The organism is Falsihalocynthiibacter sp. SS001, from assembly GCF_042445055.1.
Classification (GTDB): Bacteria; Pseudomonadota; Alphaproteobacteria; order Rhodobacterales; family Rhodobacteraceae; genus Falsihalocynthiibacter.
The window spans coordinates 2,857,425-2,882,569 of sequence record NZ_CP170339.1; the positions used below are offsets into that span (position 1 = coordinate 2,857,425).

The 25,145-nt window shown below is 53.8% G+C and carries 25 protein-coding genes; 15 read left to right on the top strand and 10 right to left on the bottom strand.

The features are described 5' to 3' along the window. Nucleotides 1–66: 66 nt before the first annotated feature. The gene (locus ACFE33_RS13655; protein WP_380054449.1) at nt 67–444 is read left to right on the top strand and encodes a VOC family protein; all 378 of its coding nucleotides are present in this window, start codon (nt 67–69) and stop codon (nt 442–444) included. Continuing rightward, nucleotides 445–1,128 carry a helix-turn-helix transcriptional regulator gene (locus ACFE33_RS13660; RefSeq protein ID WP_380054452.1) on the top strand — a complete coding sequence of 228 codons (684 nt, stop codon included), beginning with the start codon at nt 445–447 and terminating at the stop codon, nt 1,126–1,128. Here ACFE33_RS13660 and polA read toward each other — a convergent pair. Together polA and ACFE33_RS13670 are read right to left on the bottom strand one after the other, a co-directional pair. After that, nucleotides 1,125–3,926, bottom strand: coding sequence for a DNA polymerase I (polA, locus tag ACFE33_RS13665; RefSeq protein WP_380054455.1), 2,802 nt, complete (start codon nt 3,924–3,926; stop codon nt 1,125–1,127). The two genes, ACFE33_RS13660 and polA, sit on opposite strands and share 4 nt — an antisense overlap. Nucleotides 3,927–4,045: 119 nt before the next feature. Then, nucleotides 4,046–4,225, bottom strand: coding sequence for a zinc-finger domain-containing protein (locus tag ACFE33_RS13670; RefSeq protein WP_380054457.1), 180 nt, complete (start codon nt 4,223–4,225; stop codon nt 4,046–4,048). 107 nt (nt 4,226–4,332) lie between these two features. Between ACFE33_RS13670 and ACFE33_RS13675 the strand changes: the two genes are divergently transcribed. Next, a complete protein-coding gene (locus tag ACFE33_RS13675; RefSeq protein WP_380054459.1) occupies nt 4,333–5,271 on the top strand; it encodes an ABC transporter ATP-binding protein in 939 nt (312 codons plus the stop codon). Here ACFE33_RS13675 and ACFE33_RS13680 read toward each other — a convergent pair. Then, entirely contained in the window at nt 5,268–5,648 is a 381-nt protein-coding gene (locus ACFE33_RS13680) for an HIT domain-containing protein (RefSeq protein WP_380054461.1), read from the bottom strand. The genes ACFE33_RS13675 and ACFE33_RS13680 overlap by 4 nt on opposite strands. Before the next feature lie 24 nt (nt 5,649–5,672). Further along, nucleotides 5,673–7,250: a DUF5928 domain-containing protein gene (locus ACFE33_RS13685; protein WP_380054464.1), complete on the bottom strand. Its 1,578-nt coding sequence runs from the start codon at nt 7,248–7,250 to the stop codon at nt 5,673–5,675. Between the two features lie 149 nt (nt 7,251–7,399). Here ACFE33_RS13685 and ACFE33_RS13690 point away from each other — a divergent pair, with 149 nt between their 5' ends. Together ACFE33_RS13690 and ACFE33_RS13695 are read left to right on the top strand one after the other, a co-directional pair. Further along, the gene (locus ACFE33_RS13690) at nt 7,400–8,218 is read left to right on the top strand and encodes a sulfotransferase family protein (protein WP_380054467.1); all 819 of its coding nucleotides are present in this window, start codon (nt 7,400–7,402) and stop codon (nt 8,216–8,218) included. Further along, nucleotides 8,219–9,199: a threonine/serine dehydratase gene (locus ACFE33_RS13695; RefSeq protein WP_380054470.1), complete on the top strand. Its 981-nt coding sequence runs from the start codon at nt 8,219–8,221 to the stop codon at nt 9,197–9,199. A gap of 38 nt (nt 9,200–9,237) precedes the next feature. Here the strand turns inward: ACFE33_RS13695 and denD are convergent, their stop codons facing one another. From denD to nth, 3 genes are read right to left on the bottom strand one after another with little or no spacing between them, the layout of a single operon-like run. Continuing rightward, nucleotides 9,238–10,212, bottom strand: coding sequence for a D-erythronate dehydrogenase (gene denD / locus ACFE33_RS13700; RefSeq protein ID WP_380054473.1), 975 nt, complete (start codon nt 10,210–10,212; stop codon nt 9,238–9,240). A 58-nt stretch (nt 10,213–10,270) separates the two neighbouring features. Continuing rightward, nucleotides 10,271–11,263 (bottom strand): adenosine kinase, encoded by a 993-nt coding sequence (locus tag ACFE33_RS13705; protein ID WP_380054475.1) that lies wholly within the window; start codon nt 11,261–11,263, stop codon nt 10,271–10,273. Next, on the bottom strand, nt 11,256–11,903 hold the full coding sequence (gene nth, locus ACFE33_RS13710) for an endonuclease III (protein WP_380054478.1): 648 nt from the start codon (nt 11,901–11,903) through the stop codon (nt 11,256–11,258). Before nth ends, ACFE33_RS13705 begins: the two co-directional genes overlap by 8 nt. Before the next feature lie 115 nt (nt 11,904–12,018). On the opposite strand from nth, the gene ACFE33_RS13715 reads away from it, so the two are divergent. From ACFE33_RS13715 to ACFE33_RS13725, 3 genes are all read left to right on the top strand, one after another. Continuing rightward, nucleotides 12,019–12,870: a methylated-DNA--[protein]-cysteine S-methyltransferase gene (locus ACFE33_RS13715; RefSeq protein WP_380054481.1), complete on the top strand. Its 852-nt coding sequence runs from the start codon at nt 12,019–12,021 to the stop codon at nt 12,868–12,870. A gap of 100 nt (nt 12,871–12,970) precedes the next feature. Beyond that, nucleotides 12,971–13,621 (top strand): OmpA family protein, encoded by a 651-nt coding sequence (locus ACFE33_RS13720; protein WP_380054483.1) that lies wholly within the window; start codon nt 12,971–12,973, stop codon nt 13,619–13,621. Between the two features lie 109 nt (nt 13,622–13,730). Further along, on the top strand, nt 13,731–14,498 hold the full coding sequence (locus ACFE33_RS13725) for a FadR/GntR family transcriptional regulator (protein WP_380054486.1): 768 nt from the start codon (nt 13,731–13,733) through the stop codon (nt 14,496–14,498). Here ACFE33_RS13725 and ACFE33_RS13730 read toward each other — a convergent pair. Beyond that, entirely contained in the window at nt 14,495–15,367 is an 873-nt protein-coding gene (locus ACFE33_RS13730) for a LysR family transcriptional regulator (RefSeq protein ID WP_380054489.1), read from the bottom strand. The two genes, ACFE33_RS13725 and ACFE33_RS13730, sit on opposite strands and share 4 nt — an antisense overlap. Nucleotides 15,368–15,508: 141 nt before the next feature. Here ACFE33_RS13730 and urtA point away from each other — a divergent pair, with 141 nt between their 5' ends. The 5 genes from urtA (at nt 15,509) to urtE (ending at nt 21,468) form a co-directional block, all read left to right on the top strand. After that, nucleotides 15,509–16,771 carry an urea ABC transporter substrate-binding protein gene (gene urtA / locus ACFE33_RS13735; protein WP_380058725.1) on the top strand — a complete coding sequence of 421 codons (1,263 nt, stop codon included), beginning with the start codon at nt 15,509–15,511 and terminating at the stop codon, nt 16,769–16,771. A gap of 70 nt (nt 16,772–16,841) precedes the next feature. Next, nucleotides 16,842–18,797: an urea ABC transporter permease subunit UrtB gene (urtB, locus tag ACFE33_RS13740; protein WP_380054492.1), complete on the top strand. Its 1,956-nt coding sequence runs from the start codon at nt 16,842–16,844 to the stop codon at nt 18,795–18,797. 4 nt (nt 18,798–18,801) lie between these two features. Next, on the top strand, nt 18,802–20,034 hold the full coding sequence (gene urtC, locus ACFE33_RS13745) for an urea ABC transporter permease subunit UrtC (protein ID WP_380054495.1): 1,233 nt from the start codon (nt 18,802–18,804) through the stop codon (nt 20,032–20,034). Continuing rightward, the gene (gene urtD, locus ACFE33_RS13750; RefSeq protein ID WP_380054498.1) at nt 20,031–20,771 is read left to right on the top strand and encodes an urea ABC transporter ATP-binding protein UrtD; all 741 of its coding nucleotides are present in this window, start codon (nt 20,031–20,033) and stop codon (nt 20,769–20,771) included. Before urtC ends, urtD begins: the two co-directional genes overlap by 4 nt. 1 nt (nt 20,772) lies before the next feature. Next, entirely contained in the window at nt 20,773–21,468 is a 696-nt protein-coding gene (gene urtE / locus ACFE33_RS13755) for an urea ABC transporter ATP-binding subunit UrtE (protein WP_380054500.1), read from the top strand. On the opposite strand, the gene ACFE33_RS13760 is transcribed toward urtE, so the two are convergent. Then, the gene (locus tag ACFE33_RS13760; RefSeq protein ID WP_380058727.1) at nt 21,465–22,073 is read right to left on the bottom strand and encodes a response regulator; all 609 of its coding nucleotides are present in this window, start codon (nt 22,071–22,073) and stop codon (nt 21,465–21,467) included. The genes urtE and ACFE33_RS13760 overlap by 4 nt on opposite strands. A gap of 246 nt (nt 22,074–22,319) precedes the next feature. Between ACFE33_RS13760 and ACFE33_RS13765 the strand changes: the two genes are divergently transcribed. Together ACFE33_RS13765 and ACFE33_RS13770 are read left to right on the top strand one after the other, a co-directional pair. Further along, the gene (locus tag ACFE33_RS13765) at nt 22,320–22,700 is read left to right on the top strand and encodes an Hpt domain-containing protein (protein ID WP_380054503.1); all 381 of its coding nucleotides are present in this window, start codon (nt 22,320–22,322) and stop codon (nt 22,698–22,700) included. A 72-nt stretch (nt 22,701–22,772) separates the two neighbouring features. Continuing rightward, complete coding sequence (locus ACFE33_RS13770; protein ID WP_380054506.1) at nt 22,773–24,179, top strand: FAD-binding oxidoreductase; 1,407 nt, start codon at nt 22,773–22,775, stop codon at nt 24,177–24,179. Here the strand turns inward: ACFE33_RS13770 and hemC are convergent. Next, complete coding sequence (gene hemC, locus ACFE33_RS13775) at nt 24,176–25,123, bottom strand: hydroxymethylbilane synthase (protein ID WP_380054509.1); 948 nt, start codon at nt 25,121–25,123, stop codon at nt 24,176–24,178. The genes ACFE33_RS13770 and hemC overlap by 4 nt on opposite strands. Between the last annotated feature and the right edge of the window lie 22 nt (nt 25,124–25,145).

Sequence of the window (25,145 nt, forward strand, 5' to 3'; positions counted from 1 at the left end):
GACATAAGGCTGTCAGGAGGGGTGTGAAATACAGGCATTACCAACTATTTCATGAAAGGAAATATTATGTCTGCCTCCCCAAAACACGCGATCTGTTGGGCCGAAATCCCAGTTAACGACCTAAAATCAGGCTGCGAATTCTATAGCGCGGTTCTGGATGCCAAGCTCGAAATCACAGAGTTCGGCGGTGGTGAAATCGTGTTCTTACCAATGACGGACCCTAAGGAGATTTCCGGCCACATCTATAAAGGCAAACCCGCCGCCAAGGGCACGGGCGCAACGGTACATCTCGTCGTGCCCGATGAGCTCGAAGCTTGCACAGAGCGCTCCAAAGCCGCGGGCGCAACCCTGATTGGTGACCCCGTTACGATACCAGCGGGGCGTTTTCAGTATATCGAAGATCCTGATGGCAATTCCATCGGGCTGTTTGAGTTGGCGTCCTAAATGCGTCGGGCCGACCGTCTATTTCAGATCGTTCAATATCTGCGGGGCGGTCGGCTTCTTACTGCGAAAACGCTCGCGGATCGGCTTGAGGTCAGCGAGCGCACGATTTATCGCGACATCGCTGATTTAATCGGGTCTGGCGTTCCGATTGATGGCGAAGCGGGCGTTGGGTATTTGATGCGCGAAGGGTACGACCTTCCCCCGCTCATGTTTAATCGCAAGGAAATCACGGCCCTTGTCGCTGGTGCGCGAATGTTGCGGGCATGGGGTGGTTCCGAAATGGCGCTGGCCGCCGAAGAGGCCCTTGCCAAGATCGAAGCGGTCCTACCCGAAGATGCACGCCGCCGCGCCGACGAAGTTCAAATTTTTGCGCCCAACCCATTTTGGTTCTCGGACGATGAGCGCAAGGTGATTGATCGCGTTGAGAAAGCCGTGGAACGAAATCAGAAACTTGTCCTGCATTATGAGAAAGAGGACGGCACCCCAAGCGTGCGCACGGTTCGGCCGCTTGGGCTCTGGTTCTGGGGTAAGGTTTGGACGCTTGTTGGCTGGTGCGAGTTGCGTGAGAATTTCCGCATGTTTCGCCTCGACCGCATGAACCGTATCGAAGAATCAGACCCCTTCAAGCCAGAACGCGGCAAAACACTCGCGGATTTCTACGTCATTCGAAATCGCGAATGCTAGTGCGCCTCGGCCCAGTTCGCACCCTGCCCAGCATCCACCTCTAGGGGCACATCAAGCTTGATCGCTGGCATGGATGCGTTCTCCATAACCTCACGAACGACCGAAATAGTCTCGTCCACGGCGCCATCCTCAACCTCAAAGATCAATTCGTCGTGCACCTGTAGCAACATCTTGGCTGGCAGGCCTTGAATCGCAGCGGGCATTCGGATCATGGCGCGGCGAATAACGTCCGCGGCGGTCCCTTGAATCGGGGCGTTGATGGCTGCCCGTTTGGCAAACCCTGCATGCGGACCTTTTGCGTTGATCTCAGGCGTGTTAATTTTGCGGCCAAAGAGCGTCTGCACATACTCATGGTCACGCGCGAACTTTATGGTCTCGTCCATGTAGTCCCGAATGCCGGGGAAACGTTCAAAATAGCGATCAATGAACCCCTGCGCTTCTTTGCGTGGAATCCGAAGGTTTCGGGCAAGGCCGAATCCGGAGATGCCGTAAATCACGCCAAAGTTGATGCCCTTGGCCTGACGCCGAATTTCGGGCGTCATCTGGTCAAGCGGCACATCGAACATCTCGCTCGCTGTCATCGCATGGATGTCATGACCGTCTTTGAACGCTTGCTGCAGGGTCTCGATCCCCGCGATATGCGCGAGAATACGTAACTCAATCTGGCTATAGTCCAAACTGATGAGCGTTTTGCCCTCGTCGGCAACAAATGCTTCGCGAATGCGGCGGCCCTCTTCGCTTCGGACTGGAATGTTTTGAAGGTTCGGCTCTGTCGAGGCCAAGCGCCCTGTATTGGCACCAGCGATCGAATAGGACGTATGCACGCGCCCGGTATCGGGGTTGATATGAGATTGTAGCGCGTCGGTATACGTTGATTTCAGCTTGCTCAGCTGACGCCAATCAAGAACCCGCGCCGGAAGGTCATGCCCCTCGGCGGCCAAGTCCTCGAGAATATCCGCACCTGTTGTATAGGCTCCGGTTTTACCCTTTTTGCCGCCTTCAATACCCATCTTATCAAACAGGATTTCACCAAGCTGCTTGGGCGATCCGACATTGAAGTTTTCGCCGGCCATTTCGTGTATTTCCGCCTCAAGCCCCGCCATTTTCTGCGCAAAGGCGTTGGACATCCGCGAGAGCGTGTCGCGATCAACCTTGATCCCGTGCATCTCCATTTCCGCGAGCACTGGCACCAACGGACGCTCCAGCGTTTCATAGACATTGGTGACGCGTTTCTGATGCAACTGTGGCTTGAATTCCTGCCAGAGCCGAAGCGTGATATCCGCATCTTCCGCTGCATATTTTACGGCTTCATCTACGGGAACTTTGTCAAACGTAATTGCCGACTTTCCCGTTCCAAGCAGCGATTTGATCGGAATTGGCGAGTGTTCAAGGTAGCGCTCGCTCAAGGTGTCCATTCCGTGATTATGAATACCCGCGTTCATGGCGTATGACATCAACATCGTATCATCAATCGGTGCAACGGAAATACCGTAACGCTTTAATATCTTGGCGTCGTACTTCATGTTCTGGCCAATTTTGATGATCGATGGATCCTCAAGCATCGGCTGAAGCATATCGAGCGCGGATTGCAGCTCTATTTGACCTTCTGCTTTAGCGTTTGAGGCAAACAAATCCTCGCCCGCGTCCGCCAGATGCGCGAGGGGGATGTAACAAGCTTCTCCCGCTTCAACACAAAGCGAAATACCCACCAAATCAGCGGTCATTTCATTCAGGCCAGTTGTCTCGGTATCGACCGCAACCCAGCCACGACGATAGGCCGCGTCGATCCATCTCTGAAGCTCCACTGCATCACGCACGCATTCGTATTTCTCTGGGTTGAACTCAACGATAGGGCGCGCTTCTGCCGCTTTGTTGGTGGGGACCTCTGCGGGTGTCGGCGCATCAACGCCCATTTTATCCGCAACGCGTTTAGTGAGCGTGCGGAACTCCATCTCGTTTAGGAAATTGAGAAGCTCTTCTGGATCAGGCTCCCGAATTTCAAGGCTCTCGAGCGTGAAATCCAAGTCCATATGCGTGTCGAGCTTTACCAAGTCCCGCGAGATACGAATGAGTTTGTCGTTATCAATCAGCGTTTGACGGCGCTTGGGTTGTTTGATTTCGGAAGAACGCTCCAGAAGTGTTTCAAGATCACCGTATTCGTTGATCAGAAGCGCGGCAGTCTTGAGGCCGATTCCAGGAGCACCCGGCACGTTATCCACGCTATCGCCCGCCAATGCCTGAACATCGACGACACGCTCGGGGCCTACGCCGAACTTCTCGAAAACACCTTCCCGATCAATGCGCTTGCCCTTCATCACGTCGAGCATTTCAACGCCGCCGCCAACAAGTTGCATCATGTCCTTGTCGCTCGAAATGATTGTACAGCGTCCGCCTGCTTCATCCGCTTGGCGCGAGAGCGTGGCGATAATATCGTCGGCCTCAAACCCCTCGATCTCGATGCAAGCAATGTTAAAGGCGCGGGTCGCTTGGCGGGTCAGTGGAAACTGCGGACGCAGGTCCTCTGGTGCTGGGGGGCGGTTAGCTTTGTATTGGTCATAGAGGTCATTGCGGAACGTTTTGCCGGAATGATCAAAAATCACCGCCACGTGCGTCGGTGCATCGCCGCTTTTGTTGTCTTCGACCTGTTTGAACAACATATTACAAAAGCCCGCAACAGCCCCAATGGGCAGCCCGTCAGACTTGCGCGTAAGCGGCGGCAGAGCGTGGTATGCGCGAAAAATGAACGCTGAACCGTCGATCAGATGAAGGTGACAGCCCTTGCCGAATGAGGAATCCATAACACGCCCTTTTTGAATTTATCCGGTGACAATCTTTGCATATCGCACAAGAGCACACCACCCATATGCGCGGCAAATGGGGCAAACATATTGTGTTTCTAGAATTGTAATAGGCCGCGCTATTTGTCGGCGGGGCCACCCTTGAGGATGAGTTTCTTGTCGCAGTAACCGCACTCGACAAAACCTGTATCTTCAGGAATCAAGAGCCAAACGCGAGGATGCCCCAGTGATCCTTCGCCGCCATCACACGCCACGCGGCTTTGCTCTACGATCACGGTTTCGGGTGCTTGTGTTGTCATGTTGGCTCCGTTTAGCTTGTCGAAGGCACTCTTCGGGCTTAAGTCTGGTGCATGATAGCGATCAGGGCCGCAGGAGCAAGATCGAAAACCGAAACGGGACACTTGAAATGGTTGAAAACGCGCTTGAAATAACGGCCCTCAAAAAGACTTACGCCGGACAGGGCAATCAACCGGACAAAGAAGCCCTGAAGGGTGTTGATCTGGCGATTCCCAAAGGAAGTATTTTCGGACTGCTCGGGCCAAACGGCGCGGGGAAATCGACGCTTATCAACATTCTGGCGGGGCTTGTCCTTAAGACCTCGGGGAGAGTGAACATCTGGGGGTTTGACCAAGACATCAATCCGCGCCAGTCGCGCGCTGCGATCGGCGTCATGCCGCAGGAACTGAACGTAGACCCGTTCTTTTCGCCGCGAGAGGCCCTAGAGGTACAAGCGGGGCTTTATGGCGTCCCCTCGTCCCGAAGAACCAGTGACGAGATTCTCGAAATGATTGGCCTCTCGGACAAAGCGGATGCCTATGCACGCACGCTATCGGGCGGGATGCGGCGGCGGCTTTTGCTCGGCAAGGCGCTCGTGCATCACCCGAATATCCTCGTTCTTGACGAGCCAACCGCAGGCGTCGATATCGAAATTCGTCAGATGCTGTGGGACAATGTGCGCAAGCTCAACGCTCAAGGGATGACCATTATTCTGACGACGCACTACCTCGAAGAAGCCGAGGAAATGTGCGACGAAATCGGCATCATCAACCACGGCGAACTGATCGTTCGCGAGCAAACCAAAACATTGGTGGGCCGCATGGATCAGAAAACACTCGTGATCACCCCAGAGAGCCCCGTCGCCGAATTCGATACCCCTGCCGATACAAGTTGGACTGTCCGCAAAGACGGGACACTCGCCATCACTTATCCAAGCTCCAAGATAACGGCGAACACGATCCTCGACTCGCTTCGCAATGCGGGAATCATCATACGCGATGTGCGCAGTGAGGAAGCAGACCTACAAGACGCATTCCTCGCCCTCACCACACATAAGAAATCCGCCTAGGCAGGATTGAGCATTCGGCCAAGCGGACGCCCAGCAAGGATGTGAACGTGCATATGCGGCACTTCCTGAACTGCGGCCTCGCCCGAATTCGCAATAAGTCGATAGCCCCCGCCACCTTCACCAGGCTGAACACCCAGCATCGCGCAAATCTTGCCAACTGTGCGGTTGAAATCCAAGATTTCCGCATCACTGGCGGCAAGAGCGAAGTGGTCAAAACAGACATACTCTCCGCGCGGGATCACCAACACATGCTCTGGCGCTTGAGGCGTGATGTCACGAAAGGCCAAAGTGTGTTCTGTCTCAAGCACCGTAGAATTCGGAATCTCTCCACGTAGAATCTTCGCAAAAATGTTCTCGGAGTCGTATTCGTAGGCCATCGGATTTTCCTTTTGCGGCTATTCTCAGTCTGAGAAAAGGTGTTGAATGGATGTCAGTTCTTGAGCCTTTTCGACCGAAATATCAAGAAATTCTGCAAGCGGCCCAGCGTTCTCGGAGGGGGAATTCCTCTCGCGAATTCGATAGTGATGGGTAAAGTTCGCGTCACGCATTGCGTCTTTCTCATGGGTCATGTCATTGCGCACCGTCGTCAACAACATATCATTTCCCTCTAGTGTTGCGTGCTCCCCCGCCAGCCCGACGCGCTTAGCATGTCCAAGCAAATATTCGTCCGAGAAATCACATTCGATCTCAAGTAGTTTCATTCTATTTCTGCCCGATGCAAAATCCTGCATCAAACTTAGGTTATTGTTATCAAGACAAATAACCATCCTGTCGGAGTCATAATAATCAAACAGCATTCCGATCAATGCACGCCGATGCCGCTGCCGTTTTGAAAGGCCAACCTGAATACCGCCAAGGTCTGGAAGTGCTGTCGCCTCCTCGTTAAAGAGGTATTCAATCGTTGGGAAATCAGCTTGGCCACGCAACCCTTCCAAAAGGCGCTTCGCCACGTGCCATTTCTTACAAACCACAACAAGGAGTTCGCGCTCACTCCCCAAACTGCTCTCGGCCTCCCAAAAACGAGTTCCGAACCGTCGTCCAATGCGTCCGCGGCCCGTCAGGAAATGAAATAGATTCCGCCCTTCGTTGGATACTTCGAACGTCGCATCCTCACTCGCATATAGCGCGCCCAAACGACGTTTTAGCTCAATAGCCTCGGGGCTAATTTTACGCGCAAAGAGGAAGTCTTGCCGAAGCAAGAGATCATAGTGATCGTTATAGAATGTCACCGGCATCCCATAATCCGAAAACATCAGAAACGTCAGCGTGCGGGCCTTGATCTCGTCGCGAGGAACAAGGTGGCGCACCAACGTTTGGAAGAAGGTTTCGTCGGGAATCCAAGTTGTTCGAAAGAAGCGCATCACATCCTTGCGCTCTTTGGTGAACTGCAAAATCCATTCAATCGTTCGCCGCCGCAGACACCACCACTGGCTTCCGATCTGTACCTGAATATCTGCTGGTATCTCGCGTTCTAACCCAAGATATTTTTGAAGCTCGAAACTCCTGTAGAAAAGCCATTTGTTCGTGCGCTCATTAAAGAAGTGCCTATATGTCAGACGCTCTTCTTTCATGCCGGTTTTGATCCAGTCACTTTGAAAAAAGTCAAAACTTTCGATGTAATCCACGTCATGGGCATCGAGAAACTCATGCGCATATGCCGCCGACTTAACGGGCATGCAATCCCCCGAGAGCATGTAGAAATGCGTAGCACGAGGGAAGGCTTTCTCGGCGGCATCAACGGCGTAAAGCGTGGCCTGTACCAAGCTCCACGCCCCCCAACCACATCGAATCCGCTTTGATGCAAAAACAACGTTCGGATTATCCGCGAGAGCCTCTTTGATCTGGATGAAGTCTTCGATTTTGGCAGAGGCGTCGAAATGAATCGCCATGCAATCTCCGGCCAGCGTAAGCCGTTCAGCCTGTGCAATGACGGCATCCGGATCTTTGTGACACAGTAGAATGAACGCAATTTTCGCCATAAAAGAACCAAAACCGTTTTATTTCGAGACTGTCCACCTAAATACCCTTAAAGGACGTTGATAAAACAGCATTTCTTTGCTTTTTTAAACAAATATTGTTGTGCGCCGAATTATTCATTGGTTGCAGTTTTTTCGGAGGCGAACAGAATATGGGCTTTCCTGGCACTTGGATGACTGAAAGCGAAAGCGTGATTTATCGCGTTGTTCCCAAATGCGCATGCTCGACCATCGGTCAGATCATGTATTATTCCGACCACGGCTCGTTTTTTAACGGCGACATCCATGACTCGACCACGGGACTTCATAAATGGGCCCAAGAAGAAAGCCAGCCGCACATACAGGATCGTGCCCTAAGCGGAGAGACCTTTGCATTCACCTGCGTGCGCAACCCATATACGCGCATCCTTAGTTCATTCTTTGACAAAATCTGTGGGATTCAACGCAACGGCAAACGATACCGTGGGAATCTTGTGCCCCTGTTGATGCAAAAATATGGAATCGAGGTCGGCGATCCCGAAAACGGATTCGAGTTTGACCAGATAAAGAGTTTTCGGCGTTTCCTGCTCTTTGCGCGTGACAGCATCAAGTGGCGGCGGCCGATGGAGCCGGATATTCACTGGTCCGCGATGGCGGGGCATGTTTCGACCTTCATTCAAAATGGCGGGCGCTTTAACAGAATTATTTTCACTGAGCGGTTCAATGACGGCATGCAACAAGTCTTGGACGCAATTGAAACGCCACATCACGTAGACCTCTCGTCTATTCCGCGCTTTAACGAGAGCGAGGGGCATGGACCCAAGCGCCAGCATCCCGTAGAGGATTACTTCGATGACCTCTCGATGCATCTGATCTACGAAATCTACAAACGGGATTTTCGACTGTTTCATTACGACTTTGAGAATCCGGCGAATAAGATGCCGTTGCGCGAGATTGACCTTGATGAAGTGCACGCAAAACTAGGACAATAAATGACACTCCCGACCCTTGCCGATATTGATGCCGCAGCAGATACGCTGCGCGGCCAAATCATTCGCACGCCCTCTGTCCGCCTCAGCCATGATCGCATCGCAGTGTTGCCGGAGGGGTCCGACGTCACGATGAAGCTGGAACTGTTTCAAGAGACAGGAACATTCAAGGCGCGCGGTGTTCTGTTGGCGATTGCGGCAATGGACGATGCCGCGCGCGCGGCAGGCGTTGTCGCGGTTAGCGGAGGAAATCATGCGCTTGCGGTTGCTTGGGGTGCCAAAAAGTCCGGTATCTCGGCGCGTGTCATCATGCCCAAAGCCACCGATCCCGCGCGCATTAACGGATGCCGCGCGCTAGGCGCAGAGGTCGAGCTTTGCGACGATATTGCCTCCGCGTTTGAGCGAATGGATGTACTCGCCCAAGAGGGCGCAACGCCCCTTCACCCCTTTGAAAGCCCATTCATGACACTCGGCGCAGCCACGGTTGGGCGCGAAATCCTCGCCGACACGCCAGACCTTGAGGCGATTGTCGTTCCCGTCGGTGGTGGTGGCCTCATTAGTGGCATCGCGCGGGCGGTGAAGCTCCAGAATCCCGAGATTAGCGTTTATGGCGTAGAGCCCTTTGGCGCGAACAGCATGACCAAATCACTTGTAGCGGGCTCCCCGCAACGTATTGAGCGCGTTGCAACAATCGCCGACAGCCTCGGATCACCGCTCGCGATGCCCTACTCGTTCAAACTCGCGCAAATGCACGTAGACGAGATGGTTGAGATTAGCGACGATGAAATGCGATCCGCCATGCAACGGCTGTTTGATGGGCTGAAAATCGCCGCCGAACCCGCATGTGCGGCATCAACGGCGGCAATAATGGGGCCGCTTCAATCGCGACTTACGGGCAAGAAAATCGGCATCATAGCGTGTGGCTCCAACATTGGAACGGCGCGTTTTCATGAAATACTATCGGACGGCGCAAGCGCACCCTAACCTCGTCGTGGTGCGTTGAAGCGCCGCCTACGATGCGCCTAGATTGATCCGCCCAACTCATCTTCGATATGGATTCTAATGATCTCTTCGAAATCCTTGTCTGCCGCGAACCCAAGCGAAATTGCCCGCTCGGGCGCGAAGGAGCGTGGCCAGCCATCAACTATTTTCATAATATCGGCGTCCGGTTCCTCACGGATAAGACGTACGGCGCCTGCCCCTGCAACGCGTCCGAGCGCATCGATCTGCTCTCGAACGGTCGCGGCGAGTCCGGGCATCGACATTGACCGGCGCGCGCCAAGCACCGAAGTATCCAGTTCTGCCGCATGAGTCAGAAATCCGACCGCCGCCCGAGGGCTCGCGTGCCAATGCATAACGTCCTTGGAAACGGGCAGAACTGCCTTCTGCCCCACCAACGGTTCCCGCAGGATATTCGAGAAAAACCCAGACGCCGCGAGGTTCGGTTTCCCCGGACGTATACATACCGTCGGAAGGCGAATACCGATCCCGTCAACAAACCCTTTGCGTGAATAATCATTCAACAGCAACTCGCCGATGGCCTTTTGCGTGCCATAACTCGTGAGCGGCGTAGAGTGGAAATCATCGGGAATCGCCTCTGGAAACGGTGCACCAAAGACGGCAATAGACGAAGTGAAAACAAGGCGTGGAACGTAGTTATCTACGGCGCGAATAGCCTCAAGCAAGGCCAAGAACGCAGCCATATTGATTGCGTAGCCTTTGTCGAAGTTCACCTCAGCCTCGCCCGAGACAATAGCGGCGAGGTGAAAGATCACGTCGGGCTTGCTTGCAACTAAATCTGTCGCGGTCGTAGGCGCGGTAATATCAACCTCAAGCGTTGTGACCGTCCCTGAAAAATTTTCTGGCGCATTGGGAGCAACGACATCCGCAAGCGTCATATGCGTGATTTCACGCCCCGACAGCTCTCCTCTGTGTACCAGTTCGCGCATGAGCTTTTGCCCGACCATACCGGCGGCACCAATGATAAGAACGTGCATTTTCCCTCCCGATTTTTCCGCAAGTGTAAGGAGATTAACCGAAAGGGAAAGAGGAAGATTATCCGATCAATTCGGCCTTACGGAACAGGGCCTTGACGTCTTCGTTGGGGCGCGGTCCTACGTGGCGGATCACCTCTGCTGCGGCAACGCAACCCATTTTGCCCGCAACTTCAAGGCTTTGCCCCGTCGCTATTCCATAGAGGAAGCCCGCGGCGAACTGATCTCCGGCGCCCGTAGCATCCACAGGAACGATACGATTTACGGGCACGATTGCGCGCTGATTTTCCTGAATGATGATGACCTCGGCCCCAGAGCGCGTGCAGGCAATCAGGCCACAATCAAGCGCCGCATGGCCCAGCGCGACCTCAAGATCATCCGTTTCATACAGGCCACACCATTCCTGTTCGTTGCCCAATACGAAATCCAGATCGCGAGCCAGCTGACGGAAATCATCGCGATGCCGATCCACACAGAACGGATCAGAAAGCGCAACACCCGCTTTACCGCCCGTTGCCTGACAGGATTTAGCAGCAGCTTCGAACGCGGCTTTACCCTTGGGTTTGTCAAAGAGGTATCCCTCAAGGAACAGGATTTCCGCTTGGCTCGTGACTTCTTCTGAGACGTCTTCTGGCCCCAGTTCCGCCGAGATCCCGAGATAGGTATTCATCGAGCGCTCGCCATCGGGTGATACAAACACCATTGATCGCGACGTTGGCAGGTCACCGCCAGCAACAGGAGGGTTCACAAAATCTGTCCCCCCCGAATTCATCCGATCCGCATAAAAACGGCCCAGCGCGTCATCATGAACCCGTCCGATGAATGCTGTTGAAAGCCCAAGTTCGCCAAGCCCCGCCAGCGTGTTGGCAACCGAGCCGCCCGGCGTTTGGACGCGCTCTTTCATGGCGCCATAGAGAACCTCAGCACGCTCACGTTCGACAAGCTGCATGATGCCTTTTTCTATGCCCATCATTTCGAGGAAGTTATCATCATCCTGAGAAATCACGTCCACAATCGCGTTACCGATGCCGACGGTCTGGTACTTCTTAGTCATAGTTCTTTTCCTCAAATTCACAGAGATCGCGTATCAAGCAGGTGCCGCACATAGGTTTGCGCGCCTTGCATGTATACCGTCCGTGCAAAATCATCCAGTGATGAGCGTGTCTTTGGAATTCGGCGGGGATATTATCTTCGACGGCGCGCTCAACGGCCACGACATCTTTGCCTGTAGCCACACCAGATCGGTTGCCAAAACGAAAGATATGCGTATCCACGGCCTGTGCGGGGATGTGCCACCACATGTTCAAAACGACGTTCGCAGTCTTGCGTCCCACCCCTGGCAAACTTTCGAGTGCTGCACGAGAAGAAGGCACCTCGCCGCCGTATTCATCCACAAGGATTTGGCTCATTTTCATGACGTTCTTGGCTTTCTGCCGAAACAGGCCAATCGTCTTGATATGCTCAGTCAGCCCTTCAAGCCCCAGATCCAACATCTTCTGAGGTGTATCAGCGACCTTGAACAGCTCTTTGGTTGCTTTATTTACGCCCACATCAGTGGCCTGCGCCGAAAGCGCGACCGCGACCACCAATGTATAGACATTCGTGTGGTCCAATTCGCCTTTGGGTTCGGGCTCTGCGGCCTGAAACCTCGAAAAAATCTCATGGATCTTATGGTAATGCATCTGTTTTGCCATGCTCGAAATATGCCCGTTTGCGCCCAATGCGGCAAGTCTGCAAAATCGGTGAAACCGCAAGAAATGGATCGACCCATCGCGCGCCTGCTCTAAAATGGGCACAAAGGAGAACGGCATGAGCGACCACAACCTCGAAAGCAAGTATCACTATGGTGTCGTCAAACGCGCTATCGAAGCCATCGACGCGGCGGGCGGCAAACCGCTCGCCCTAGAGGAATTGGCGGGCGCTGTGCATATGAGCCCCGCACATCTTCAACGGTTATTTTCAGGCTGGGTCGGCGTTTCCCCCAAGCGGTACCAGCAGTATCTAACACTTGGTCACGCCAAGAACCTTTTGGATAATCAGTTCACAACTCTGGCCGCCGCGCATGAAACGGGCCTTTCGGGAAGTGGGCGTCTGCATGATCTATTCCTAAGATGGGAAGCAATGAGCCCCGGCGAATTCGCCCGCAAAGGCGCTGGACTAACGATCTATACAGGTTGGTTCGATAGCCCCTTTGGCCCGTGCCTCGCAATGGGAACAGACAAGGGCATCTGCGGGATGGGGTTTGCGAGCGAAATGGGTGCCGACGAAACATACCGCGATCTCGCGCAGCGCTGGCCGCAGGCAACGTTTGTCGAAAACCCCGATATGATTGCGCACTGGGTTACGGCCGCCCTTGAACAGTCGGGCCAAGCCAAACTTCACCTTATTGGTGCTCCTTTTCAAATAAAAGTCTGGGAGGCCCTACTGAACATTCCTAGTGGCAATGTGACGACATATTCCGAGATCGCCAATCGCATCGGCCCCCCCCGCGCACATCGCGCAGTTGGAACCGCGGTGGGTCGCAATCCGGTAAGTTGGCTCATTCCGTGCCATCGTGCGCTTCGCAAATCGGGTGGGCTTGGCGGATATCACTGGGGACTTCCGGTGAAGCGCGCCATGCTTGCCTACGAAACAGCGCGCGCCCATAAGGAAGCCTCGTAAGAGAAAGGCGATATTTCGCGCACCTTTAGTGTAATGCCCTATCGCTTTTCGGTTTTGCTGTTGTAAACAGGGTAGAACCGAAAATTGAAAGTAGTTTGACATGACACGCACGAAATCCTCCCTCCTCCTCGCAAGTGGTGCCGTTCTTGCGCTCGCAAGCTGTACGGATCCTGCATATGTGACGGGAACCAACATGAACAAAGAGAAAAACGGCGCGATGATCGGCGGGCTGATCGGGGGCATCGCAGGCGCAGTCACGGGTGGCCCCAAAGAAGCCGCCATCGGTGCAGCAGCAGGCGCGATTGTCGGAACCGCAATCGGTGGCGTCCTTGCCGCACAACAAAAAGATCTGGAGCAGTCTCTGAACAATAGTCAAATCGACGTGGTTAACACCGGCTCAGAACTCGTTGTTGTCATGCCGCAAGGGCTTCTTTTTGACTCAGATAGCTTTACGGTCAAACCAGGCTTGTACGGAGAATTGAACGCTCTCGCTGCTAACCTGAACCAATATCCAGAATCCACAGTCACCGTATACGGCCACACCGATAACACTGGCACCGCTGAACATAACTTGACGCTCTCGCAAAAGCGTGCGGACGCCGTAAAAAGCTATGTTGTTGGCAGCGGCGTCTCTGGCGGACGTATTTCCGCGGTTGGCAAGGGCGAAGACAGCCCCGTGGCAAGCAACCTGACCGAACAAGGCAAAGCACAAAACCGCCGCGTCGAGATTGTGATTACACCGACAACATAATTCACCAACGAGGGGCGGGAACACTCCGCCCCTCAATTCGGCGATGGTTGCCAATCAGAATGAGTGGTCATATATTTTTACCAATTCGCTTCGCACAATTGGACCGCTAATGCCGTTTCAGAAAATTCAATCCGAGAAACTTTCGCACTCCGTCGTTGATCAGATAGAGCGCCTTATCCTGCGTGGTATTTTGCGTCCAGGCGAGCGCCTCCCGTCTGAGCGCGAACTTGCGGAGCGAATGGGCGTATCACGGCCAAGCTTGCGTGAAGCAATTGCCGAGTTGCAAAACTCTGGGCTTCTCACCAGTAAAGCAGGGGCCGGCATCTATGTATCCGAGGCGCTTGGCTCTGCGTTTTCTTCGGCATTGGTGCAGCTTTTCGGACGGCACGACGAAGCGTTCTTTGATTATGTTGCGTTTCGACGGGATATGGAAAGCATGGCCGCAGAGCGTGCCGCCGAGTACGGATCGGATGTGGACCGCGAAGTCATCAACCAGCTATTCCTAAAAATGGAAGCGGCACACACCAAGCGCAACCCAACCGAGGAGGCCGCGCTGGATGCGGAGTTTCACCTCTCGATCATTGAGGCCAGCCACAATTCAGTGATGCTTCACATGATGCGCGCGATGTACGAGCTGCTTCGCGAAGGTGTGTTCTATAACCGCCAAATCATGTTCAAACAGCGCGTAACCCGCGACACTCTACTTGAACAACACCGCGCAATCAACGAAGCGATACAGGCGCGCGATCCAATCGCCGCCAAGGCCGCCACCGTTGCTCACCTCGATTATGTCGAAAGCTCGCTATTCGAGAAGGAGCGAGCCGACAAAAATGAGGCCATCGCCAAACAACGTTTAGAGCAAGAACTGCGCCGTTAAGTACCGATCGCGTTGACTAACTGACTTACGAAACGTGCCGCAGCAATCGGCAGCGGCCGCCCCTCGATCTGACAGAGTGCGATTTCACAGCGTGGCAGCGCCTGAAGGATTCCGACCTGTCCGCCAAAGTTCTGAACCATATCGGCATCAAGAGCGCGCGTCGGCCAGAATTGAAGTGTAGGCTTGGGGAGCGTGCTCGGCGCAACGAGGAAGTCCGCTTCAAGCGCGGGTAGCACATTCAATCTCGACTGCGCGAAATGAGCGTCAAGAAGTTGCCTAAGGCCGGTGCCTTTGGTTGGGAAAATCACATCATGATCTTCAAGCTCATGCGGGAACAAAACTGTTTTGCTGCCCTTGGCCAAAACAAGCGAAATTGAACCGCGCTCAGCCGCCAGCATTTCAATGCCCGAGCGGCTGCGTGGCTCAAGCATCAGACCCAAATCAGCAGAACCGTTGAGCAAGAGATCTCCGATTCCCTCACGGTCACTGGTCACGATCGAAAAATTCACCCTTGGGTGGGCTTCTCTGAAGTCGTTAATCTGCTTGGGCAAGAATCCCGAGGCGAACGGAGCGCTTACGGCAAGGTTTACGTGGCCGATTCTGACTCCTTTGAGGTCCGCAACGATTCCATTTGCGCGATCTATTTCAGCAAGGTGCCCAATAAAGTGGCGATGGTATATTTCACCGACAGTAGAGAGCCGAACCCCCACCGAAAGACGGTCAAAAATCTCGGCCCCCAACTCATCCTCGATGCTCTTGACCTGTCTAACAAGGGATGAAGGAGAAATTCCCAATAATTCCGATGCCTTACGGAATGATCCCTGCTCTGCGATCAGCTTGATAGCGCGATAGATTTGAAGGTGACGCACGGTGTTGCCTTTCTTGCGCGTTGCAGATATTGCAACACATTGCTTCTTATTTAGTTACAGACAGCAACGCAATGCCTACCTAACCCTATTTCCTGAGCGCGGATCAGTACCGTGCCACGGTTCAATAGGGAAAAAGACATGATGAAGAAACTCCTCTCTACTGCCGCTGTTGCTGCTACATTGGCAACCGCTGCGCAGGCCGACATCAAAGTTGGCATTCTCCACTCACTTTCCGGCACTATGGCGATCTCTGAGACGACCCTCAAAGACACCATGCTGATGCTCATCGAACAACAGAACGCCAAAGGCGGCGTGAACGGCGAAATGCTGGTTCCTGTTGTTGTTGATCCAGCGTCCGACTGGCCGCTCTTTGCGGAAAAAGCACGCGAGCTTCTGACGGTTCACGAGGTCGACGTTATGTTCGGCAACTGGACATCGGTTTCGCGTAAATCGGTTCTTCCGGTGATCGAAGAACTGAACGGCCTGCTGTTCTACCCCGTTCAATATGAGGGCGAAGAAAGCTCCAAGAACGTGTTCTACACGGGCGCCGCTCCGAACCAACAAGCAATTCCCGCGACGGATTACTACCTCGACGAATTGGGTGTTGAGAAATTCGCGCTGTTGGGAACTGACTATGTTTACCCGCGCACAACAAATAAAATTCTTGAGCAGTACCTCAAAGACAAAGGCATCGCAGAAGAAGATATCTTTGTGAACTACACACCATTCGGTCATTCCGACTGGTCCAAAATCGTTGCTGACGTTGTGGCGCTCGGTGCAGACGGCAAGAAAGTCGGCGTAATCTCGACAATCAACGGCGATGCGAACATCGGTTTCTACAAAGAGCTTGCCGCCGCAGGTGTTTCCGCTGACGACATTCCAGTTGTAGCGTTCTCGGTTGGTGAAGAAGAGCTTTCCGGCCTCGATACGGCAAACCTTGTTGGTCACCTCGCAGCTTGGAACTATTTCCAATCCGCAGAAGCCGAATCCAACACAGCATTCATCGACGCATGGAAAGCCAAAATGGGCGACGAGCGCGTCACAAACGACCCAATGGAAGCGCATTACATCGGCTTTAACATGTGGGTGAACGCCGTTGAAGCAGCGGGTACAACTGACGTGGACGCGGTTCGTACGGCTATGTACGGGCAGGAATTCCCAAACCTTACAGGCGGCACAGCGGTTATGTTGCCTAACCACCACTTGGCGAAACCTGTACTAATTGGCGAAATCCAAGAGGACGGCCAATTCGACATCATCAGCCAAACAAGCGAAGTTCCTGGCGATGCATGGACAGATTTCCTACCTGAATCTGCGGTTCTCAAGTCCGATTGGAAAGACCTAGGTTGCGGCATGTACAACACCGAAACTGAAACCTGTGTTCAGCTAAAATCCAACTACTAAGAACTCACGAAACAAACGGAGGGGGCGCTCGCGCCCTCTTCTTCCCCAAGATTTACCCCGACAGGCTCCCATGAAAACCCAACTCTTCGCGCTCTTTGTGGCATTTCTGCTCGCGGTTTCGCCCTTTGCGGCATCAGCCCAAAGCGATGAAATACATGAAATTCTAAACACGCATGAGGCCATTATCGCCAAAAGCTCCCGCAAAACGGTTGAGCCAGCGATTGCGGCCTTACGCGACAGTGGCGCCCCAGAAGCGCAGCGCGTCCTTGAGACATGGCAGGGCAAAGAACTCTGGCAAGTAAAAGACAGCAAGCTGTTCGTAACCGCGCGCAAGGATGACAGTGGAAACTACGATATCTTTGATGTCATTACCAAAGAGCCCCTCGGAAACGTCGAAAAGGGCGCAATTGATCAGATCAAACCCAACTCTGGCGTGCGCGGCCTACTGGGAGCGGCGCTGGTTCAGTTTCAACTAATGGACGCCGATATCGAAAAGCGTCGCGAGGCGCTGGTCGCTATCGGCCGAGATGCCAATGCAAGCCACCTTCCCGCGCTACGTGGCGCGATTGAGGGTGAAACTGACCCAGCATTGAAGGTCGAAAAAATCCGACTAGAACGCCTGCTTTCCACACAGTACGAAACGGATACCGCCCAGCGCATCGAAGCGATTAAGTCCTTCAAGGGCGACCTAGGTGTCGACATTCGCGGCGCGCTTAACCCGATCTTAAGCACCAAACGTGTAGCGGTATTGGGTGAGGCCGACGGCAATATCGCCAAGCAACTCATTGTTGGGGATGATCTAAGCCCCGAAGAGGCATACGCCCTACTCGAAGCTGAAGGGCTTGCGCCTGCTGTTCCAACTAAGGATGAAATCCGGATCGCACTATCCGAGAACATCGCCGAAGGGCGCGTCGGCGGCGTACCCGTGGCACAACTCTCAACAGATGCAGCGCGCGAAAAAGCATATGCGGAACTTGCCGATCAGGGCCTAGTGCCGCCGCTTGTGACCGTAGCCCAGCAGCGCGCCACAATTGCTTCGCATAATTACTACGATATTTATGACGAGTCCGACCCTGCGATCACCACGGCTGCGAATGATACGCTGCACGGGATCGAAGTAAACGTCGGCATCAGTCAGGCAGTGGACCTTACGCTTGATGGATTGTCGCTGGCCTCAATCTATTTCCTCGCGGCGATTGGCCTTGCGATTACGTTTGGCGTGATGGGCGTAATCAACATGGCGCACGGCGAGTTCATCATGATGGGTGCCTATACGGGCTATGTGGTTCAGCAAATCATCCCCGACTACACACTGTCCCTCATCGTCGCGCTGCCTGCGGCGTTCTTGGTGACGTTCGCAGCGGGTGTCGCGATGGAACGGCTTGTTATTCGCTGGCTCTACAACCGCCCACTGGAAACGCTGCTTGCGACCTTCGGGATTTCGGTTGCCTTGCAACAACTGGCCAAAAACATCTTTGGCACTCAGGCGCGCCCGCTTACATCGCCGAGCTGGCTCGATGGCGCACTAACTATCAATGACGTGATCTCGATAAGCTACATTCGGATTGCCATCTTTGTGCTCGCGCTGATCTTCCTCATGCTATTCCTCTTTATCATGAAGAAAACCCGCCTCGGCCTCGAAGTGCGCGCCGTAACGCAAAATCCGCGCATGGCCTCCTCAATGGGGATCAACCCAGACCGTATCAACATGCTTACATTCGGGCTTGGCTCTGGTATCGCGGGTATCGCCGGGGTCGCGATCGGGCTTTTCGCCAAGGTCACGTCGGAGCTTGGGAGCGACTATATCGTTCAAAGTTTCATGACCGTTGTTGTGGGCGGTGTTGGTAATATCTGGGGCACGCTTGCCGGTGCGGTTCTGATCGGTGGCTTCCAGAAGTCGGTTGAGTGGCTTAACCCATCGAACACCCTCGCGGCTCAGACCTACATGATTATCTTTATCATCATATTCATCCAGTTCCGCCCCAAAGGGATTATCGCCCTCAAAGGCCGCGCGGCAGGAGATTGATCCAATGAACAACAGCTTTTTCGCCCGCAATCCTTCCGTCCTTATCTTCATCGCCTGCCTTGCGTTCTTTACGCTGGTGATCTCAATCCTGTCCGAGGGGTTTGGCGTGGGGCTGGTCTCTACAAGCTTCGTAAAAACGCTCGGCAAAACACTTTGCCTCTGTTTGATCGCGCTGGCCATGGACCTTGTCTGGGGATACTGCGGCATCCTATCGCTCGGGCACTTCGCGTTCTTTGGAATCGGCGGTTATATGATCGGCATGTGGCTCATGTTCGCGCGCACCGAAATCATCGTGGCCTCATCCCTTGCCGAAGCCGAAATTCCACCGACAGCCCAAGAAGTCTCGGACGCTATCGGCAACCAAATCTTCGGCGTTGTGGGCGGCTCTGACATCCCACTGATCTGGGCATTCGCGGACAACCTAGCCATTCAACTTGCACTTGTTGTGTTGGTTCCTGGGATACTCGCGGCAGTATTTGGCTGGCTCGCGTTTCGAAGCCGCGTAACGGGTGTGTATCTTTCGATCCTTACACAAGCGATGACCCTCGCCCTATCTCTGTACCTTTTCCAAAATGAAAGCGGGTTGCGTGGTAATAACGGCCTCTCTGGCCTGCAGAACCTTCCCGGCCTTGATGACGTACCACAATCTGCGGTGTCGCTCTGGTTCTTCTGGGCATCGGCCTTGGCGCTTGGGCTGGGATATCTTCTCTCGGCTTGGGTCGTGTCCGGCAAATTCGGCAGCGTTATTCGCGGTATCCGTGACGACGAAGCCCGCGTGCGCTTTTTGGGCTATTCGGTCGAGGGGTATAAGCTCTTTGTTTTCACACTCACGGCTGTAATTGCCGCGATTGCGGGCGCGCTCTATTACCCTCAGGCTGGAATTATCAATCCGGGTGAAATTGCTCCCATCGCTTCGATCTACCTTGCGGTATGGGTCGCGATTGGTGGGCGCGGGCGGCTCTATGGGGCGGTGATTGGTGCGGCCCTCGTTTCGCTACTTTCCACTTGGTTCACCGGTGGGCAAGCGCCTGACATCCCACTTGGTTTCTATACAATTCAATGGGTTGATTGGTGGCTCGTGCTCCTAGGCCTCTCGTTTGTTGCGGTAACACTCTTCGCGCCTCGCGGCATTGGTGGACTGTTTGACTATTACTCGGGCCGCTTTGCCCCCAATCGGCATGGCGCGGACCTCGGCCCAGATGCGGGATCCTTGCGTGAACAGGAGGCGCAAAAATGAGAACACTTCTCGAAGTATCGGGCGTTTCGGTTTCATTTGATGGGTTCAAGGCCATCAACAACCTCAGCTTCCAAATCGCCGACGCAGAATTGCGCGCCGTCATTGGGCCAAACGGTGCGGGAAAAACGACGTTTATGGACATCGTTACCGGCAAAACCCGCCCCGACGAGGGCCGCGTAATCTTTGGTGAGAAATCAATGTCCCTTCTGCGCATGTCCGAGGCCAAGATCGCCCAAGCTGGTGTGGGGCGCAAATTTCAACGTCCAACCGTGTTCGAAGACCAAAGCGTTTTTGACAATCTCCTCTTGGCGCTCAAGAAGAACCGTAGTCCGTTTTCGGTGCTTTTCTACAAGAAGTCCGAGGAGGATACCCAAAAAGTCCGTGATCTCGCGGAGCAAATCGGGCTTTCGGACCAGCTTCACCGACATTCGGGCGAGCTTTCTCATGGCCAGAAACAATGGCTTGAAATCGGGATGCTCTTGGCGCAGGAACCGCGCCTTCTGTTGGTTGATGAACCCGCTGCGGGCATGACACTTGCCGAGCGCGAGCAAACGACTGATATCCTAGTCGAGGCCGCGAAAACCCGCGCCGTTGTCGTTGTTGAGCATGACATGGAGTTCGTCCGGCGCCTCAACTGCAAAGTAACCGTCCTTCACGAAGGTTCGGTTCTCGCCGAAGGAAGCCTCGATCACGTTACCGCCAACCAAGACGTCATCGACGTTTATCTGGGACGATAAAATGCTGGAAATCAAAGACCTAACATTACACTACTCGGGCTCTCAAATCCTGAATGGTATCGACCTGTCTGCGGAAACAGGAAAAGTAACCTGCGTGATGGGAACAAATGGGGTCGGCAAAACCAGCCTACTCAAAGCAATTTCGGGCACGCATCACCGCACCGGTGGCCTCTATCGGCTGAACGGTGAAGAGCTAGCAAAACCGCCAGCGCATGTTCTCGCCTCCAAAGGCGTGGGGTATGTGCCGCAGGGGCGCGATGTGTTCCCGTTAATGACCGTTCGTGAGAATCTGGAAACGGGCTTTGCTTGCCTTCCGAAATCCGATCACATGGTTCCCGATCATATCTTCGAACTGTTTCCGGTCCTCAAAGAAATGGAAGGGCGGCGCGGCGGTGATCTCTCGGGTGGACAGCAGCAACAACTCGCGATTGCACGCGCATTGGTGACGAAACCGAAGCTCTTGTTGCTTGATGAACCAACCGAAGGCATCCAGCCGAATATCATTCAACAAATCGGTCGTGTAATCGAATACCTACGCGATCAAGGCGATATGGCGATCATACTTGTCGAGCAATATTTTAGCTTTGCTTATGATCTCGCAGATGCGTTCTGTGTGCTGACGCGCGGCTCGGTTTCCCTATCTGGATCAAAGAAAGACCTCGCGAAATCTGAGCTTATCAAGTCGGTGTCTGTTTAGATCAACTCACGGTCGCGCGCGATCATGGCCGCATGCGTTCGGTTTCTTGCTTCGAGCTTACGGCTGAGCGTCTTTACGTGGAGCTTCACGGTTACCTCCTGCAAATTGTGATCGCGAGCGATTTCTTTATTGGATTTTCCTTCAGCGATTCCACGTAGCACCTGCGTTTCTCTTTGGGTCAGACCAGTCTGTTTTGCACCCATGGAATCCATCTGCTGCATAAAGCTAAATGGCGCAAATATCTCGCCCTGCGCCATGAACTTTGCTGCCATCACCATTGATTTTGAACCAAGCGTCTTCGGCACAAAACCCGCCGCACCAGCGTTGATCGCCTGCTCCGCAATGTTGCGCGTGGCCGTACCAGAAAGAAGCGCCACCGGCTTCCCCCCATTCTGCGTGATGGCCCGTTGCAGCCCCTCAAGTCCGTTCATTCCAGGCATGTTATAATCAAGCAATACAAGGTCAAACGCGCCTTTTGCATCAATAGTTTCTAGCGTTTCGCCAAGGTCCGCGGCCAAACACACCTCCACCGCGCCCTCAGTTTCAATGAAAGCACCAATCGCCTCACGAACGAGATCGTGATCATCTGCCACCAAGAACTTCAACGAAAAATCCCCCACGATTTGGCCAGTATGTGAAAACTCTGCCGGTACTGCTTCCTTTTGGAATGGCAATATTTTTCCAATCACCGACATCGCATTTCCCCCTTGTTATGACACTCGGACATTAACAGAAGTCTAACATGACTCTCCTTAAGGTTGCGCACCCCTCAAAAGGATAGAATCCGGTGCATTTGAGAGCGCGTATCGAAATTTACGTCCTGTAAATGACTGATCACTAATACTGGGCTCATGAACGTTTCTAATGATGCCACAGGAAGATATGACTATCCGCTTGTCGATTACGATATCCTGAACCAAATGCTTGAGGTCCTTGGCCGCGAGAAAGTGGAAGAACTGTTTACAAAGTTCATTGACGAAGCGGCAGCGTCAGTGGCGCAGTTTTCCAAGCTATACGAAGTGGATGAAATAAATGCGATCCTACCCGAAGTTCACCGTATCTCTGGCTCTGCTTCCACATTTGGCGCCTACCACCTGCACAAAATACTCTTTGCCGCGGAGCGGGCCGGATTGGCCGGAAATCACAAGGAGTTCCGCCAATATCTTCCACACCTTCCTGCCATTTTGGATGCGTCGAAGGTTACGCTCCTGTCTTCAATCCGAGCGGAATGAATAATTCGGATTTCGTACTGGAAATCTCATCCTATATACGAAACAATCGCGCTCCAATCAGGAGGCATCGGCATGGATATTCTCGTACAACTCATTGACCTACTAGGAGAAAAAAACGTCCTAACCGGATCTGAAACGCAGAAGTATGCGACCGATTGGACGGGGAAGTTTTCATCCAGTCCAATAGCGGTGGCGCGCCCTGGAAATACGCAAGAGGTGAGCGCGGTTGTCAAGATCGCAGCCGCGCATCAAGTACCTGTGGTGCCAATTGCTGGAAACACCGGACTGACCGGAGGCACGCAATCAGACGGCGCGCTGCTCATCTCGGTTGAGCGATTGAATAACATCCGTGAAATTCGTCCCCACGCAAAGACCGCAATTGTCGAGGCGGGTGTCATTCTGGCTAATTTACACGATGCGGTCGGCGAGCATGACTTGATATTCCCGCTCACCTTTGGCGCGCGCGGCTCTGCCATGATCGGCGGTAATCTGGCGACCAACGCGGGCGGCTCCAACGTTCTTCGTTACGGCAACACACGTACGCTCTGTTTGGGGCTAGAGGTAGTTTTGCCTTCTGGTGAAATCTTGGATGTCATGACCGAGCTTCACAAAGATAATTCGGGCTATGATTTACGCGACTTGTTTATTGGATCGGAGGGAACGCTTGGAATTATTACCGCTGCGGTCGTAAAACTTTGGCCCAAGCCCGCCGCCTATGGCACCGCAATGGTCGCCATGAGCGAACTTTCACCAGCGCTTGAACTACTTAACCAACTGCAAAAAGCGACTGGCGGCGCTGTTGAAGCATTTGAATTCATGCCCGACCACTTCATGGAGCTACATGAGAAGCTTTTCCCACAAGCACGCCCAGCCTTCGACCGAATTCACCCCGTGAACATTCTCGTGGAAGTTGGCTCCACGGCACCTAGGGATACGATTCCGGACGAAAATGGCGAGACACCAATCACCGCCCTGCTCGAAACAACCCTAGGCGGCATGATTGAAAAAGGTGACATCCTAGATGCGGCGATCGCGCAAAACGAAACCCAGCGCCTCGAAATGTGGGAGCGCCGCGAGGCCGCCGCCGAACTCGCATTTCATCGAAAACCTTTCGTTAATACAGACGTTTCGGTACCGCTTGAGAGCGTGGAATTGTTTCTAACGAAGGTGAAACTCCGCCTAAACGAGCTCGACCCAATGGCTGGCGCGCTCTGTGTAAGTCACCTCGGCGACGGAAATATTCACTTCACTGTTTGGCCAAGTGAACAATCAGCCGCCGATGAGGATCAAATCGTCGAAGAAATCGAACGGATCGTGACAGACATAGGCGGGAGTTTTTCCGCAGAACACGGCATCGGCACAACCAAACGAGACTCCATGCGCCGTCGCAAGAATCCAGCCGCCCTAGCGACCATGAAAGCTATTAAGGCTGCAATCGACCCGCAAGGGATTATGAATCCAGGCAAGGTCCTGCCTTAGAGCGTCCAATCAAAAAAGTCTGCTGGTGCACGGGCTTTCAGACGGAGCGCAAGTTCGTGCCCCATTTCCGCTCCTTTTGCAATCGGACCGGAAATTTCACCCGAGAGGCTTTCGGTTCCATCAGGGCGGATGATTTCACCGCGCAATCTCAATGTGTCGCCATGCAGTTCGGCAAGCCCTGCAATCGGTGTCTCGCATGAACCATCCAATGCCGCCAAAAATGCGCGCTCGGCCGCGAGCCGCTGACTTGTTTCCTCGTGATGAATTGCCGCGAGCATCTGTGTTGCGCGCTCATCATCAATTCTTTGTTCAATTCCGATCGCGCCCTGCGCAACCGCCGGCAGCATATCAGTAACCTCAATCGGGCTGGCGATCACGTTCTGCATACCCAATCGATTCAGACCCGCCATTGCCAAGAACGAACAGGACGCAATGCCGTCGGCCAATTTCTTGAGCCGTGTTTGAACATTTCCACGGAACTCAATGACCTCAAGGTCTGGACGCACTTTCTTAACTTGCGCGTGACGGCGCAAACTCGATGTGCCCACGACGGCCCCATTAGGCAACTCTGTCAAGCTTTTCACCGTCGGAGAGATGAACGCATCCCGCACGTCTTCGCGCGGCAAGTATGTCGAAAGCACCAACCCTTCGGGCTGCTCAACCGGCATGTCCTTCATCGAATGCACGGCGATATCGATGCTTTTGTTCAACATCGCCTCTTCGATCTCTTTGGTAAACAAACCCTTACCACCGATCTCTCGCAATGCGCGATCCTGAACGCGGTCGCCCGTCGTCTTGATGACGATAACGTTAAATGCGGCCTCGGGCAGGTCAAACGCCGCCATTAGGCGCGCACGCGTTTCATATGCTTGTGCCAAGGCCAAAGGGGAGCCACGCGTTCCAATATTCAGCGGCGCGTCGGGGGTAGGGAGTGCTATTTTCATACCCTGTGTTTACGCGCGGCAA